This is a genomic window from Hamadaea flava, from assembly GCF_024172085.1.
Taxonomy (GTDB): Bacteria; Actinomycetota; Actinomycetes; order Mycobacteriales; family Micromonosporaceae; genus Hamadaea; species Hamadaea flava.
Genome location: NZ_JAMZDZ010000001.1, coordinates 6921824 through 6935665 on the forward strand (window position 1 = coordinate 6921824; position 13842 = coordinate 6935665).

At 71.6% G+C, this 13842-nt stretch carries 16 protein-coding genes; 2 read left to right on the top strand and 14 right to left on the bottom strand.

Annotated elements, in window-relative coordinates; translation table 11 throughout:
• Positions 1–5: 5 nt before the first annotated feature.
• Positions 6–548 (top strand): hypothetical protein, encoded by a 543-nt coding sequence (locus HDA40_RS32515; protein ID WP_253761612.1) that lies wholly within the window; start codon positions 6–8, stop codon positions 546–548.
• On the opposite strand, the gene HDA40_RS32520 is transcribed toward HDA40_RS32515, so the two are convergent.
• On the bottom strand, positions 539–1393 hold the full coding sequence (locus HDA40_RS32520) for an NAD-dependent epimerase/dehydratase family protein (protein ID WP_253761613.1): 855 nt from the start codon (positions 1391–1393) through the stop codon (positions 539–541). The two genes, HDA40_RS32515 and HDA40_RS32520, sit on opposite strands and share 10 nt — an antisense overlap.
• Positions 1394–1517: 124 nt before the next feature.
• Between HDA40_RS32520 and HDA40_RS32525 the strand changes: the two genes are divergently transcribed.
• Positions 1518–1763, top strand: a complete 246-nt coding sequence (locus HDA40_RS32525; RefSeq protein ID WP_253761614.1) for a hypothetical protein — start codon at positions 1518–1520, stop codon at positions 1761–1763.
• 86 nt (positions 1764–1849) lie between these two features.
• Here the strand turns inward: HDA40_RS32525 and HDA40_RS32530 are convergent, their stop codons facing one another.
• The 13 genes from HDA40_RS32530 to HDA40_RS32590 form a co-directional block, all read right to left on the bottom strand.
• Positions 1850–2605 carry a hypothetical protein gene (locus tag HDA40_RS32530; protein WP_253761615.1) on the bottom strand — a complete coding sequence of 252 codons (756 nt, stop codon included), beginning with the start codon at positions 2603–2605 and terminating at the stop codon, positions 1850–1852.
• A 12-nt stretch (positions 2606–2617) separates the two neighbouring features.
• Positions 2618–3103 carry a hypothetical protein gene (locus tag HDA40_RS32535; RefSeq protein WP_253761616.1) on the bottom strand — a complete coding sequence of 162 codons (486 nt, stop codon included), beginning with the start codon at positions 3101–3103 and terminating at the stop codon, positions 2618–2620.
• A complete protein-coding gene (locus HDA40_RS32540; protein WP_253761617.1) occupies positions 3100–4107 on the bottom strand; it encodes a hypothetical protein in 1008 nt (335 codons plus the stop codon). The genes HDA40_RS32535 and HDA40_RS32540 overlap by 4 nt, the downstream gene beginning before the upstream one ends.
• Positions 4108–4117: 10 nt before the next feature.
• On the bottom strand, positions 4118–4645 hold the full coding sequence (locus tag HDA40_RS32545) for a phage tail protein (protein WP_253761618.1): 528 nt from the start codon (positions 4643–4645) through the stop codon (positions 4118–4120).
• A complete protein-coding gene (locus HDA40_RS32550; protein WP_253761619.1) occupies positions 4626–7280 on the bottom strand; it encodes a putative baseplate assembly protein in 2655 nt (884 codons plus the stop codon). Before HDA40_RS32550 ends, HDA40_RS32545 begins: the two co-directional genes overlap by 20 nt.
• On the bottom strand, positions 7277–7720 hold the full coding sequence (locus tag HDA40_RS32555) for a GPW/gp25 family protein (RefSeq protein WP_253761620.1): 444 nt from the start codon (positions 7718–7720) through the stop codon (positions 7277–7279). Before HDA40_RS32555 ends, HDA40_RS32550 begins: the two co-directional genes overlap by 4 nt.
• Positions 7717–8055 (bottom strand): hypothetical protein, encoded by a 339-nt coding sequence (locus HDA40_RS32560; RefSeq protein WP_253761621.1) that lies wholly within the window; start codon positions 8053–8055, stop codon positions 7717–7719. Before HDA40_RS32560 ends, HDA40_RS32555 begins: the two co-directional genes overlap by 4 nt.
• Positions 8056–8069: 14 nt before the next feature.
• Entirely contained in the window at positions 8070–9686 is a 1617-nt protein-coding gene (locus HDA40_RS32565; protein WP_253761622.1) for a phage baseplate assembly protein V, read from the bottom strand.
• On the bottom strand, positions 9683–10429 hold the full coding sequence (locus HDA40_RS32570; protein WP_253761623.1) for a CIS tube protein: 747 nt from the start codon (positions 10427–10429) through the stop codon (positions 9683–9685). Before HDA40_RS32570 ends, HDA40_RS32565 begins: the two co-directional genes overlap by 4 nt.
• On the bottom strand, positions 10429–10623 hold the full coding sequence (locus HDA40_RS32575; protein WP_253761624.1) for a hypothetical protein: 195 nt from the start codon (positions 10621–10623) through the stop codon (positions 10429–10431). The genes HDA40_RS32570 and HDA40_RS32575 overlap by 1 nt, the downstream gene beginning before the upstream one ends.
• Before the next feature lie 721 nt (positions 10624–11344).
• Positions 11345–11827 carry a phage tail protein gene (locus HDA40_RS32580; protein WP_253761625.1) on the bottom strand — a complete coding sequence of 161 codons (483 nt, stop codon included), beginning with the start codon at positions 11825–11827 and terminating at the stop codon, positions 11345–11347.
• 2 nt (positions 11828–11829) lie between these two features.
• The gene (locus HDA40_RS32585) at positions 11830–13056 is read right to left on the bottom strand and encodes a phage tail sheath family protein (protein WP_253761626.1); all 1227 of its coding nucleotides are present in this window, start codon (positions 13054–13056) and stop codon (positions 11830–11832) included.
• 23 nt (positions 13057–13079) lie between these two features.
• On the bottom strand, positions 13080–13820 hold the full coding sequence (locus HDA40_RS32590; protein ID WP_253761627.1) for a peptidase associated/transthyretin-like domain-containing protein: 741 nt from the start codon (positions 13818–13820) through the stop codon (positions 13080–13082).
• Between the last annotated feature and the right edge of the window lie 22 nt (positions 13821–13842).

The following is a 13842-nucleotide window of genomic DNA, read 5'->3' on the forward strand; positions in this document are numbered from 1 at the left end:
CGCCAATGCTTGAGTGGCTGCGGCGTAACGGCTTCTGGCTCCGGGTCGAGGCCGGGCTGACCGTCCTGGGGCTGCTCGCCGTGGGCGTGGCCGGGCCGTTGCGCGTACCGTCCGAACAGGACGTTCTGGCCGCGCTCGCGCCCCAGGTGGTCGCGGCGTTGGAACGGGTGTCGCCGGCTGAGCATCACAATCACGGGCACGAGGTGACCGCCGGTGACCGGGTGCTGTGCGCCGCCGAGCCGTTCGGCTTCGAACCTCCGGACGCCCAGAGCGTTTCCGAGGTGCGCGTGGCGTACGCGTATTACCTGTGCGCGGCCGCGCCACCCGGTACGCCGTGGGACCAGTCCGCGCGGATCTCCGGTCCGGTGGCCGTGCGGCTGAGCCAGCCGCCGGTGGTACGCATCGCGCAGGCCGGGGCGGGCTATCCCGAGCGGGTCAAGGCGCTGATCCCGGCGCGGTATCAGGCCCGGGTGAACGGGTTCGCCGACAGTGCGGTGCCGGCTCGGCTGCGGCAGCGCTACGAGGAGCAGGTGGCGGCTCAGGCCTGAGTACGCCAGCTGTGCTCGGGTTCGTAGCCGAGCACCTTGCGAGCCTTGTCGATGCTGAGCAGCGTCTCGGTGCCGGCGACCTCCCGGGTCACCGTGACGTCGGGGAAGACCTCGGCGGCCAGCTCCGCTGACGCGCGGCTCATCACGGTGTCGGCGTTGGCGATGATGAAGACCTCCAGGCCGGGCGTGGTGTATTCGAGCGCCTTGCGGACCGCCTGGGCGCCGTCGCGGGCGTCGATGTAGCCCCAGAGGTTCCACTTGCGCAGCCGCGCGTCGGCGTCGAACCCGGGGAAGCGGGGGTAGTCGCCGGGCTCCATGACGTTGGAGAACCGCAGCCCGATCATCTTCAGCCGGGGGTCCCAACGGCAGAACTGCCCCGCGATGGTCTCGTCGACGAGCTTGCCCAGCGAGTACGCCGACTCCGGCCGGGGCGGATGCGTCTCGTCGATGGGGATGGCGAGCGGCGGGGTGTCCAGCGGCAGGCCGAGCAACGTCTCGCTGGACGCCCAGACGATGTTGCGGATGCCGGCCACCCGCGCCGCCTCGAAGATGTTGTAGCTGGCCGTCACGTTGTTGTGGAAGATCACCGCGTTCGGGGCGACGCCGGGCGCGGGCAGGGCCGCCAGGTGCACCACCGCGTCGAGCTGGGCGTACCGGTCGTCGACGCCGCTCAGCGCGCCCGCGACCTGCCCGTAGTCGGTCAGGTCCACCCGGGTGAACCGGGCTCTGGGGTCGCTCGGCGGCACGATGTCCAGGACGTGTACCTCGTAGCCGTGGGCGAGCAGATCCGCCACGACTGCCCGGCCCAGCTTTCCGCTTCCTCCGGTTACCGCCACATGCGTCATGCCCTTATCCTGCCCGTACGCCGTCCGTGCCGACAAATCGCCGTTTTTCTGCGAACCGCCCAGAGTGGCCGCTAGGTTGATCCGCGGGACCAAGGGAGGATCTCGGGAAGGGGACGTGCCCAAGATGCCCAGTAAGAAGACGTACATCGCGGCCGGCGTCATCGCCGCGGGTTCGGCGGCCGCAGTCACGGCGTACGCGGTGCGCCGTAAGCGCAGCCGGGACAAGGCTGTCGACGAAGAACTCGCCGTCCTGATCGACGAGGTCGAGGCCGAGCTGAGCGACTCGCCGCAGGCCGGCGACTCCGCGAAGAAGGCCGCCGCCACCGCGAAGGACGACTTGCTCGGCGCGAAGCCGTCCTTCGACGCCTGATCACCCGGCCGGGTGACACCGCTGGATCAGGGATGTGCGTGCTTGCGAGGCGCTCGGACAGCTGCATGTCCCTGATCTGCGGCGGATCAGGTTTTCGTGAGGGCGGCGGTGACGCGTACCGCCTTGACGATGGCGGGGATCGAGCCGATGAGCAGCACGATGCCCCACACGATCCCGGTGACGGCGAAGATGATCGCGCCGATGTCGTCCAGGATGCTGACGAAGATCAGCGGCAGCAGGCCGTGCAGGAACTCCAGGCACAGCGTGCAGACCAGCGAGGTCAGGATCAGCAGCACGAGCCCCTTGTTCTGCAGGAACCGCGGCTGGGCCAGGATCAGCAGGAGCGCCCAGGCCAGCTTGAGGAACATCAGCAGGCCGACGATGACCGAGGCCTTCGCGACCGGGAAGAATCCCCAGATCGCCAGGTACGCCATCGTCCCGAAGGGGAACGCGAAGACCAGCGAGATCATCACCATCAGCTCGATGAACGCGATGATGAGCATGACGATCGAGACGATGATCAGGATGATCGAGCCGATCAGCGTCGCGATGCCCTGCACTCGGCCCTGCACCCGGTCGGGCACGACCAGGCTCAGGGTGAACAGGCCGGTCGTGTAGAGCGCGATGATGTCGATGAAGGCCAGGTACATGATTCCCCGGCCGGGCGGCTCCGAGACGTTGCCGATGTCGCCGAGGTCGACGTCCATGCCGTCGGCGGTGTGGGCCAGCGCGCCGGAGGCGTCGAGCCCGCCGAGCATGAGCCCGGAGCCGAGTTCGACCAGCACGACGAGCGTGACCGCCAGGAAGGCCAGGAGCAGGAACGGTTTGCGTAGTTCGCCCATGTCTCCTCCCGGTCATCCGGCCGTCGCGACGACGGTGCACTGGGTGCCGAGACCCGGGCAGGTCAGCTCGATCTCGGTTCGGGTGTCGACGGCGATCTGGGCGACCGCCTGATCGGGGGTCGGCGACGGCTGCGGGGACGGGTCGACGGTGTCCTTGACGCGTACGTCGGCTCCGCCGGGCGCAGGCGCCTTGACCGTGAACGTCTTCGAACTGCGCAGTGTCAGGGTCTTCAATCCGCCCGGGTCGGCGACGGTCAGCGTGCACGAGCCGGTGAACGTGAAGGTGGCGGGTCTGCCGTCGACCGCGCAGGGCGCGGTGACCGTCGTCGGGTCCACCGCGGACTGCTTGGCCCCGAACTTGCCGAGCCAGCTCAGGAAGTCGGGCGGATCGGCGGCGTCGCCGTCCCCGCGCCGGCCGCCGAGCCCGACAGCCAGCACGAAGAGGACGATCAGCACGACGGCGAGGCCGATCAGCAGCACCTTCTGCTTCGTGCTCACGGCTTCAGCAACGGGATCTTCGTGATGAGCACGAGGTCTCCCGGATTGATGAAGATGCCGCTGGAGGTGATCACGATCTGGTCGACACCGGCGAAGTAGCCGCCGCTCGCCGCGTTCTTGCCGACGATGCGCAGGGTTAGCGTGTGGTTGCCGGCGGCCAGTTTGAACGAGCCGACGGTCAGCAGCCCGGTTTTGCGGACGTCCGCGGTGTAACCCGCGAACGTGCCGCCGACGAGCTGACCGTCCACCGTCCACACCGTGTCGGCGTAGTCGAACGAGGTCGTGCGTACGGTGCGCAGGGCGAGCGTGGCCTCGTGGTCGGTCTGGAAGGTGACCGACAACGTCTCGTCCACGGCGTGCGCCTGGAACCACAGCTGCCGGTTGCCGCTCCAGGCGAAGCCGCAGCAGTTGTCCTGCACGACGACGGCGGTGGTGGCGTTCTTGCGGAACAGTTGCGCGCTGGGGACCAGGCTCTCGGCCTCCCAGGTGAGGTTGATCGGGGTGACCGGAGTGGGCGAGGCCGACGGCGACGGGCTGGTGCTCGGCAGCACCTCCGGCTTGCCCTTGTTCGACACGATCAGCCAGGTCACGATGCTGCCGACGAGCAGCACGAGGGCCACCGCGGCGGCGATCCACGGCCACATCGGTTTGGGCTTCTCCTTCGGCTTCCACTCGAAGGCGACCCGGCCGCTGGTCCGCGACGACTCCTCCGGCGCGGTGTTCGCCGAGTACGCCAGCCCGACGACGTCGGCGCGGGCGGGCGCGGTGCCGGCCGGAACCTTGAGCTTGACCAGGAATTCGACGGATTCGTTGGGGCCGACCCGCCGTTGCGGCTCGGCGACGGAGAACCAGTCCCGCTGCGCGCCGTCACCGGGGATCACGTCGAAGACCACGGTGTCGGCGGCCGCGCCCGGATTGGTGACGCTGAACTTCAGTTCGCCGGCGTTCTCGGCGTTCAGAGTGAACTGCTCGGCGAGGGGGACCACGGCCCACTCGGTCGTCATGAGGGTGCTCCTAAGCGGTAGGAATGGGGGGCAGGGCAGGTTCGACGACCACCTCGAAGGTGGTGGCGGCCGGTTTCTCCACGGAGACCAGGCGGGTGACCAGGGCCAGCCGGTCGGCGGCGGCCGGGGGTACGCGGACGATCAGGTGGAAGGGACGATCGGCGGGCTCGACCACGGTGAACCCCGGTACGCCGGTCGCGACCTCCAGGGCGCGGCGCATCCCGTAGGGCGTACCGCGCCATTGGGCCAGGTGTGCCCCGATGGCGACCAGGTTGCGCAGGTCGCCGGGGCGGATCGGCAGCCGGGCCCCGGACGGCGAGGTGATCACCTGATCCAGGGCGACCCACCGGGTGAGGTACGCGGCCAGCGCCTCCGACGTCCGGTACGCCGAGAAGAGCGAGTCGACGTCGGCGAGCAGCCGTTCGTCCGGCTCGTGCAGGGTCTCCATCGCGTCGAGCAGCGCGCTGAGCACGCTGCCGGGGACGGCGGCCCGCTGATACGCGGCTGGGAGCAGCCGCTCAATCGCCGCTCGGCGCATCCTGCTGCACCACCTTGATGTCGTGCTCGCCGGAGCAGAGCAGCCAGGTGTCGGGGACGGTGACGACGTCGGCGGTGGACTGGTTGGCGCTGGGCGTCCACTCCACCGCGGTCGAGCTGCGGAAGACGCCGTTCGCGCCGCCCGCCAGGATCAGCCGTTCGACGGCGGAGGTGCCGCCGGTGCCGGCCGCGCCGACGGTGGCCCGGCCGACGGCGGGTGCTGCCGAGGTGGCCGGGACGACGGCCGCGGCGACCGCGTCGACCGGGACGAATCGCGTACGGTCGCGCAACGGCAGGCCGCAGTTCACCGACACGGTCTTCCAGCTGGGCTCGCTGGCCAGGGTGTCGAGGCTCAGCACGCCGCCGCTCTGGGTCGCCGCGACGGCCAGCCCGCCGGCGAAGTCGAGCCCCCGGCAGGTGCCGCCGGTCCACCCGTTCGCCAGGCCCTGCCATTTGACGTCGGTCTCGAACAGCCGGGTCCGGTAGCAGCCGTGCCCCGGTTTCTTCGGATCGGCCTCACCGGTGCCGGTCCACAGCAGCGTCGCCGGTCCGTCGTACTGGACGGCCAGCACCCGGCAGTCGCTGTTGGCCAGCCCGACGTTGGCGTACGAGCCGCTGCGGCCGGCGTTGACCGACAGGTAGACGCCGAAGTTGGCCATCGACGCCAGTGCGACTCCGGCCACGCCGCGTTCGGAGACGAAGGTGCGTACGGAGTAGAAGCCGCGGTCGGCGTCGGTGGCGTCGACCTGGATCGGCAGCGGCACCGAGCCGGGCAGCAGCGGCACCTCGTAGAGCCCGGTGTCGGTCGCCACGAGCAGGATGCCGACGCCGTCCCGGTCGAGCCACGCCAGGTCCTGCGCCTGGGAGTCCAGCCCGGACAGCTGGGTCCAGGTCTCGCCCAGGTCGGTCGTCAGGTGCACCCGGGAACCGGTTTCGCGTTGGGTCAGCACCGCGACCGAACCGGGCCGGGGCACGATGCCGGGGCGGGCGGGCGCCGGGGCGGGCACGACGCGGACGACCGTCTCGTCGTCGAACCGGCCGACCGCCTCCCAGCCCGCGCCGCCGTTGGTCGACCGGAACAGCACCCCGCCGGTCCCCGCATACCAGGTACGCGGCTGGTACTGGTCGGCCGCGAGGCAGCGTACGGTGGCGTCGGGGGCTTCGGCGACCACGAAGCGGACGTCGTCGACGTAACGCACACCCGGCTCGGCCTGCTCCAACATTCGGTACACATTGGAGGCGCGGAGCGGTTCGCCGAACGCCCACCCGGTCGGGTTCAACGCCGTCGGCAATGGGCTGAGCGTCTGGTACAGCCGGTCGTGGATACGACGGGCCACCGCCTCGGCGTCCTCCTCTCGGCGTACCACCACGGTGGCCTGGATGGAGACGGCCTTGTAGCGCGCCCAGGTGGCCCGGCAGCTCGTGCCCAGGGATCGGCGCCGTTCGAGGTCGGCCTCGGCGCGATCGCGCGCCTCCTCGACCTCGTGGTCGTGCAGCACCGCGACCGGCAGGCGACCGCCGGGCCGGGCCTCGTCCGGAACCGACGGGACCAGCACCACCTCGACCTCGCCGGGCCGCGCGAAGCTGTAGACGTCGGCGCGGGTGAAGGCCCGGGCGCGGGCGATCGCGCCGGACTTGGCCGCCAGGATCTCGTAGTCGCGCGCGGTCACCGCGCGCTGCTGGGCGAAGAACTCGTACGGCCCGCGCAGCATCGCGGAGTCCATCGACTCCATCGCCCGGCCGCCGCGCGCGGGCTGCGGGTTGGTCGTCTTCACCCCGGGCAGCGGGTCGCGCAGCCCGGTCAGGGTGTCCGCGGCGACGTTGCCCGCCGGGCCGCCGCCGGCGCGGTACCAGGCTCGCACCTGTCGGCCCGCGGGCGGCACCGCGCCGAGGGCGGCCAGGCCGGTGGAGTTCTCCGGGGTACGCAGATCGACGGCGGGCGCGAAGGTGAAGGTGCCGGTGGAGCGGTCGACGACGTAGACCTTCGACGCCGGGCCCGCCTCGGCGAAGTTGGCGACCGGCCGCCAGATCTCGAAGGTACGCCCGTCGTGTTCGCGGGCGGCCGCACCGAGTTCCACCGAACCGGCGGGGACCTCGACCCCGAGCAGCAGGTCCAGCGACTCGGCGGTATGCGCCAGCGGTGCGCGCGCCGCTCGTAGGACCTGACCGGGTTCGCCGGTGCCGGTGCCGATGAGTTCGGCCTCGACCAGCTCGCAGTGGTGCATGCGGACGGTGACCTCGGCCTGGCCGGCGGCCAGCAGCGCGGGTTCGGTGGTGACGAAGACGACCGGCTGCGGGTCGGCGCCCCGGGCCGCCGCCACGCGGATGCCGGCCGGAATCCGGATCGTGCCCTGGTCGGACCCGGTACGCGTGAAGGTCACGTCGGCCCAGGCGGCGGCCGGGGCGTGTCGGCTGACGCCGAGCAGGTTCAGGAACGCCACGTACGCCTTCTCCGGCAACTGGTTCAGCCGGTAGACCATCACCTCGGTGAGGTGGGCGAACGCCTCGACGAGCGCGATGCCGGGATCGTGGACCGACAGATCCCAGTCCGGGTGCGTACGCCGGATCCGGTCGCGCGCCTCGGTCACGAGGTCGAGGAAGGTGCGGTCGTCGAGGTTGGGCACGGGCAGGGTCATCGGAGGTCTCCCGCGTCTTCGGAGCCGGGCTGGGCATAGGGGTCGAGATCCACCGAGAAGGCCAGGACACCCGGCGACAGGCTCGCCTTCACCCGGTAGTCGAGCCGGATGAGCAGCCGCCACGGCGCGTCCGGATCCGGGTGGGCGTCGACGTCGAGCACGTCCACGCGCGGCTCCCAGCGGGCGATCGCCTGGCGTACGTAGTGGATGGCCAGCCCGGCGGTGGTGTCGTCGTTGGGCGCGAAGACCAGCCGGTGCAGCCGGGAGCCGTAGCCGGGGCGCATCAGCCGCTCGCCCGGCGTCGTCGACAACAGCAGGAACAGGGCCTGCCGCACGGTCTCGTCGCCCTCGGTCATCGCCAACGTCCCGGCCGAGGTCAGGCCGAGCCCGCCGGTGACGGCCGCGTCGAACCCGGCGCCCAGGAACCGGATCGCCTTCATAGGTCGGACCTCACGTACGTCTGCTTCGGATCACGGACCTTGTAGTGCACGAAACCGGGCGGAGTGCCGTCGGTCAGGCCGTCCAGGTGCGACAGCACGACCTGGTGGCCGTCGATCTTCAGGCGTTCGCTGTAGCCGACGGCGACCTTCAAGGTCTTGGCGCACGGCTTGACGGTGGGGCCGTAGTTGGGGCAGGCGACGATGTCGCGCCCCTCCGGATCGGTGGCGACCAGCACCGGAACACCGCCGATCGTGACCCACTGTTGCGACGCCAGGTTGGTCACCCGGCCGTCGTGGTCGCACTTGATCACCGACTCGAGGTCGATCCACTCCATCGCCGTGCCTCCCCTCAGCCGCTCTGCTTCGCTGCGGCGGCCGCCTGATCGGCCGCCGCCTGCGGGTCCTCGGGCGCGTCGGCGTGCTGGAAGTCGACGGTCCGGGCCCGGATGACCATCGCCTTGCCGGGCGCCTGGAGCACCATCGGCGTCGCGGCGTGCAGCGTGGTCAGGTCCGGGGTCAGCTCCAGGTAGCTGCCCACCTCGGTCTCCAGCCGGAGGCTGCGGCCACCGTCGTCGACCACGATCTTCTGCCCGTACGCCGTGCGCATCGACCAGCGCTGAGCCTTGCCGTCGTTGATCCCGGCGTCGTAAGGCTCGACAGCGCCGAACAACGAGCCGAGCACGATCCCGGCCGCCGGTTCGCCGCCCGGCAACGCCACGAGCACGGTGTCCGCCGGGTCGGGCAGTGCCACGATGCCCTTGCCCCGGCCCGCGCCCGGCAGCGCGACGGCGAGCCAGCCCGCGTCGAGACCCCCGTACGCGGGCAGGTCGATCCGCACTCGGCCCAGCCGATCGGGATCGTCCACATCGGTCACCGTGCCCAGGGTCAGCACCGCGGCCGACGACTGCGCGGGAACCGGTGGCGGCACGGTCGAGAACCGGGTCAGCTGTCCGGCGGCGTCCAGCGTGTGCACCACCTCGGTCAGCACGTACACCCCGCAGAACCGTTCGGCGACGCCGCCGACCGCGATCCGCCGCCCCGGCCGCAGCCGCCCGTCGCCGTCGGCCGTGCCGGTCGCGGTCGCCCAGGCGGCCGTCCGGGTGTCCAGCCAAGCCTGTGCGAGGGCGGCCAGCTCGTCGTCGCTGCGACCGGGCTGGTTGACCGCGGTACGCGTACCGTCGGCCCCGACGTCGCCGGGATCGGGGCGCAGTGGGATCTTGCGGCCCGACCGTGCCGAAGCGGCCGATTGCTCGATCAGTTCGGCCCGCTGCGGATGCCAGCCGAGCGCCGTGCTGTCGCCGGCCGCCTGGTCGAGATTGGCCTCGACGCGTACGCCGATCAGCGAGGAGCCGAGGTCCAGCGGCACCGGGACGCCGTAACCGTCCAAAGTGATCAGACGCAGGGTGCCGCCGTCGACCGCCAGGTGCAGCCCGGCCCGCCCGGCGACCTCGACGAGCAGTTCCAGATCGGTCTGCCGGTGTTGCAGCAGCCGCTCGATCCGGGGACCGTCGACTGACCGCACTCCTGGCGGCTCGCCCGAGAGGCTCCCCGGCGCCGCGTCGACGCTCAGACCGGCCTTCCCGGCCAGCTCACGGGCGAGGTCGGCGACCGTCACCGACTCGAAGACCCGCAGCTCCTGATGCTTGCGCAGGCGGTGCAACAGGTCGTACGCCCGCACTCGCAGCAGCGCCGCGCCGTCGGCTGCGTACTCGATCTCGACGGCCGTCACCTCACCGGAGAACAGGTCGTCGGTCGTGTCGTCCAGGCGTACGGCCAGCGCGGCGCCGAACGGGAACATCGCCGGGTCGGCGCCCGCACCGGGATCGGCGGTGAAGGTCAGCTCGCACTGACCGGGCTGGTCGAGCCGGGCCGAGACGCGTACGCCGACCAGCCGGGTCAGCGCCGACGGCGGCAACGGCATCCCCTTCACCTGCACCGACAGCGCCCGGGGGGTCACGGCGGTCACGGGACATCACCGGCCTTGCCCGTGATCGGCGGTACGGCCAGCGCGGTGCCCGCCTCGACCTCGAACGGATTGGTGATGCGGTTGTGCTCGGCCAGCAGCCGCCACCGCAGCGGCGACCCCAGCGCGTCGTGGGCCAGCAGGTCGAACCGCACCCCGGTGCCGCCCTGGACGCCGTTGTCGCCGGTGGCCCGGCCGTCGCCGGTCGCCACGATCGCTGTGCCGGGTGGGGCGGGCGTACTGGCCGCGGCCAGCTCCTCCTCGAAACCGGCCTGCGCCTGGTCGGCCGACTCCGCCACGCGGACCAGCTTCAACCGCAGCCAGGAGCGTTTGGGCGTACCGGTGAGGGTGAACGCGTCGAACCGCTCGGCGATGGCCACGATGATCCCGGGCACCAGCCACGCTTTGCCCCACGCGAAGAACACCTTCGGTGGGCGTACCCAGCCGTGCTCGGTCGCCGAGTTCTCCGCGAGCATCCACAGCGGACGGGTCAGGGCGCGTACGTCGGAGGGACGGGTCTGCGACTCCACGAAGTCGATGTCGAACAACAGGTCCAGGGTCAGCTCGGTACGCCCCCCGCCGGTGAACACCAGCGGATCGTCGGCCAGCCCCTGCCCGGTGATCTGCCCGGCCGCCGACGACCGTGGGCGTACCCCGGCCAGCCGGGTGACCTGGACGGTCTCCGGATTGAGCAGGCAGTCCACGCGTACTCCGGTCTCGTCGATGAGGAAGGCGACCCGTTCCATCAGGCACCCGCCTGTTCCTTGTCGAGCCGGGCCAGCCGGTCGGTGGTGAACAACGGCGGCACGGCGCTCCACAGTTCGGTGTCGTCCGGCAACTGCGGCCACGGGTCCGCCACCGGCTCCGGCCCGCTCACCTCCGGCGGGTGGTACGCCCGCCACGCCGGCGCCACCGCCGCCCCCGGTCGGGTCGGCGTCACCACCGGATCAGGGATCTGGGTCGAATCTTGGGCCCGGGAAGCAGGCGTATCCGTGATCCGCTGCCCAAGGGGAGCGCGGGACGGTGGCCGGATCGGGGACGACGGTCGGATCGGGGGCGGCACCGGTAGCGGCGGTGTCGTCGTGACCCTTGCCGGCGGCACTTCGCCTGCGGCGCTGCCGGACCGCCGAGCCGGTGCGACGGGGGGCTCGCCCGGCAACGACGGCCACCGCGCTGGAGCCACCGGCGCGTCCCTCCCCGGCGTCACCACCGCAGCCGCCACCGGCGTCCCCGCTCGGGCCGCCGTTACCACCGGATCAGGGATATCCCTGGAATCTTGGGCACGGGAAGCATGCATATCCGTGATCTGCTGCCAACGACGGGATGGCGGGAGGACGGCGGGAGGGGCGGTGGGTGGGCGGGAGGCGGCGGTGGACGGCGGGTTCGAGGCGGGCGTCGGGGGGTCGGACGGAACCGGCGACTCCGGGTACGCCGTTGTGCGTATCCCTTCGTCTGGAGCGGGACCGTCGCGGAGCAGGCCGGGCGCATGTGCCGTGACCAGCGCGAGCCAGTGCTCGGGAGGCTGGCCGGGCCGACGCGGCGCGGGCGGCTGGACCGGCGGCTCCAGGGCCGACGCGGCCCGTTGCAGCCGCGTGGCCGCCGCCAGCAGCACCCGCGCGAGGCTGACTGCACTCCTGGCGGCTCCCGCGAGCACTCCCCGGCTAGGAAGTGGGCTTCGCCGCCGTGCCACTGCCGGTCTCCAGTTCCAGGCTTTCGTAGGCGAGGGCGATCGACTCGATCGCGATCTCCTGCGCGAGCGTGTTGAGGTGCGCCCCACGCCACCGGGTCGGCCACGCGTTGATGACGTTCCAGCGCAGCACCTCGGTGGTGCCGGCCGCGTCGTACAGGGCGATGGACACGTTGCGGCGGCTGACCGTGCCCTTGGCCGCGCCGTTCACCCAGTCCCAGATCTCGCGAGACGACGTGAGTCCGAAGTGGAGAGTGATCGGCTCGTAGTCGACCTGGCCGGGCACGTAGCGGATGCGGTCGTTGCCCGCCTCCCGGTACGCCAGCCGCTGGATGGTGAACTCGAGCCCGGAGACCTCGGTGAAATGCCCGTTGGTGACGCCGTTGATGAGCAGCTTGAAGTTGTACGCGCGGTAGGGGTCGACCGGCGCGCCCGGCTGCGGGGTGGCCTGTGCCATTGTCAGCTCCCAATCGTCTCGGTCTCGGTGCCGCCGGCCCACTGGCTCAGCTTGAACACCACGAACTCGGCCGGCTTGACCACCGCGATGCCGATGTGCGCGACCACCATGCCGGCGTCACGGACGTCGACCGGGTTGGTCTCCTCGTCGCACTTGACGAAGAACGCCTCTTCCGGCGTACGCCCCAGCAGCGCCCCGTCGCGCCAGACCCGGGTCAGGAAAGCGCCGATGTCTCGCCGGATCGACCGCCACAGCGTGAAGTCGTTGGGCTCGAACACCATCCACCGGGTGCCGTTGGCGATGGCCTGCTCCAGCGAGATCGTCAGCCGGCGTACGTTGAGGTAGCGCCACTCGCTCGCCTCGGCGGCCAGGGTCCGGGCGCCCCAGACGCGGATGCCCTCCCCGGCGAACGACCGGATGCAGTTGACCCCTTTGGGGTTGAGCACGTCCTGCTCCGAGCGGGTCAGCTGACGGGCGAGGTCGACCGCGCCCCGGACCGGCTCGTTGGCCGGCGCCTTGTGCACCCCGCGCAGCGCGTCGGTACGCGCCCAGACCCCGGCGATGTGCCCGGACGGTGGGGTGTCGACGAGTTCCCCGGTCAGCGGGTCGCGCACGGTGATCCACGGGTAGTAGAAGGTGCCGAACTCCGACTGGCGCGGCCGGTTGCCGACGTCCTCCGGCGACGGAGCGGCCGGGGCGGGGTCGTCGGGCTTCGGCGGCTTGGCCGGCTTGTCGGTGGGCGTGCCGACCCGGGTCAGGCTGGCGATGTCGTCGACGTCCGGCGCGGGGTCGCAGATCGCGACCATGGTGCGCAGCCGCTCGGCCAGGCTCAGCAGGGCCTCGGTGGCGACCGCGCCGTGGAACCCGGGCGCGGCCACGATCGACAGCTCGTCGACCGTCTCCAGCAGTTGCAGCCCGGCCCGCTTGCGGCCGGTGCCGCTGATCTGGCCGTTCGCTCCGACGTTGACCACCCAGCACCGGGTGCCCCCGTTGTCGAAGAAGCCGAAGACCGCCCGGGACAACGGGGTGCCCTGCGGGTTGTCCACACCCGAGGCGAAGACGTTCAGGAACTCGGTCCAGTTGTTGACCGGGACCGCGCGGTCGGAGACGGCGTTCGGGTCGGGGGCGACGCCGACGAAGCCCGCCGTGCTGGTGCCCACCGCGCCGATCGGCCGCGCGCCACTGGGCACCTCCTCGACGTAGATGCCGGGGGAGAAGTAGTTGGGCATGTGAACTCCTCAGTCGTGAGGCTTTAGCGGGTAGGCAGGTCGCAGCGGAGGACGAGGTCCGGCTCGCCGGGATCGACGGCCGCGACGAAGATCCGGCCCCGGCCGACCAGGCGGAGGCGTACCTCGCCGCTGTCGGGCACGCCCGCGACGGTGAACCGTCCCTGGGCGTCGGTGACGGTGGCGAGCGTCGTGCCGAGCACCTCGACGCGGACGGCCGCCAGCGGGACGTCGCCAGGACCGGCGACGGTTCCGGCCAGCGTCCGCCGGGCGACGTGCTCGATCTTCAACGGGTGGAGCACCGGCGGGGCCGGCTGCTCGGCGTACGCGACGATCGCCGGGAGGTCGACGAGCAGCGCCGGTCGCGGCGGTACGCCCAACGCCTGCCACAGGGCCGGATCGCCGGCCGTCAGCAGGATCTCGGGTTCCCCGGCGTGGACGGCGGCGGTCAGCACCCGGTCGAGGCTGCGTACGGCGTCGTTCCCGGACGCCGTCACGAGGAAGCGCACGGTGAACCGGTACGGCTCGCGGGGACCGGTGCCGCGCGTCTGGCGCGCCGGGCGTACTTCCAGGAGGTAGACGGTGACGCTGCCAGGCTTTGGGCTGCCGTGGTGATCGCCGCCGCCTGGAGCGCTGTCCACAATAGACACGATAGGAGCGGGCGCGTCCGGGTCGGACAGGCGCGCGGTAACACCGGCCGTCCGCCCCAGCCAGTCGAGCAGCCGGGCGGTGGCCGCCTCGATGGGGCCGGGCCCGGGGTCGGTCATGCGGAGCATTCTGTGACGAGGC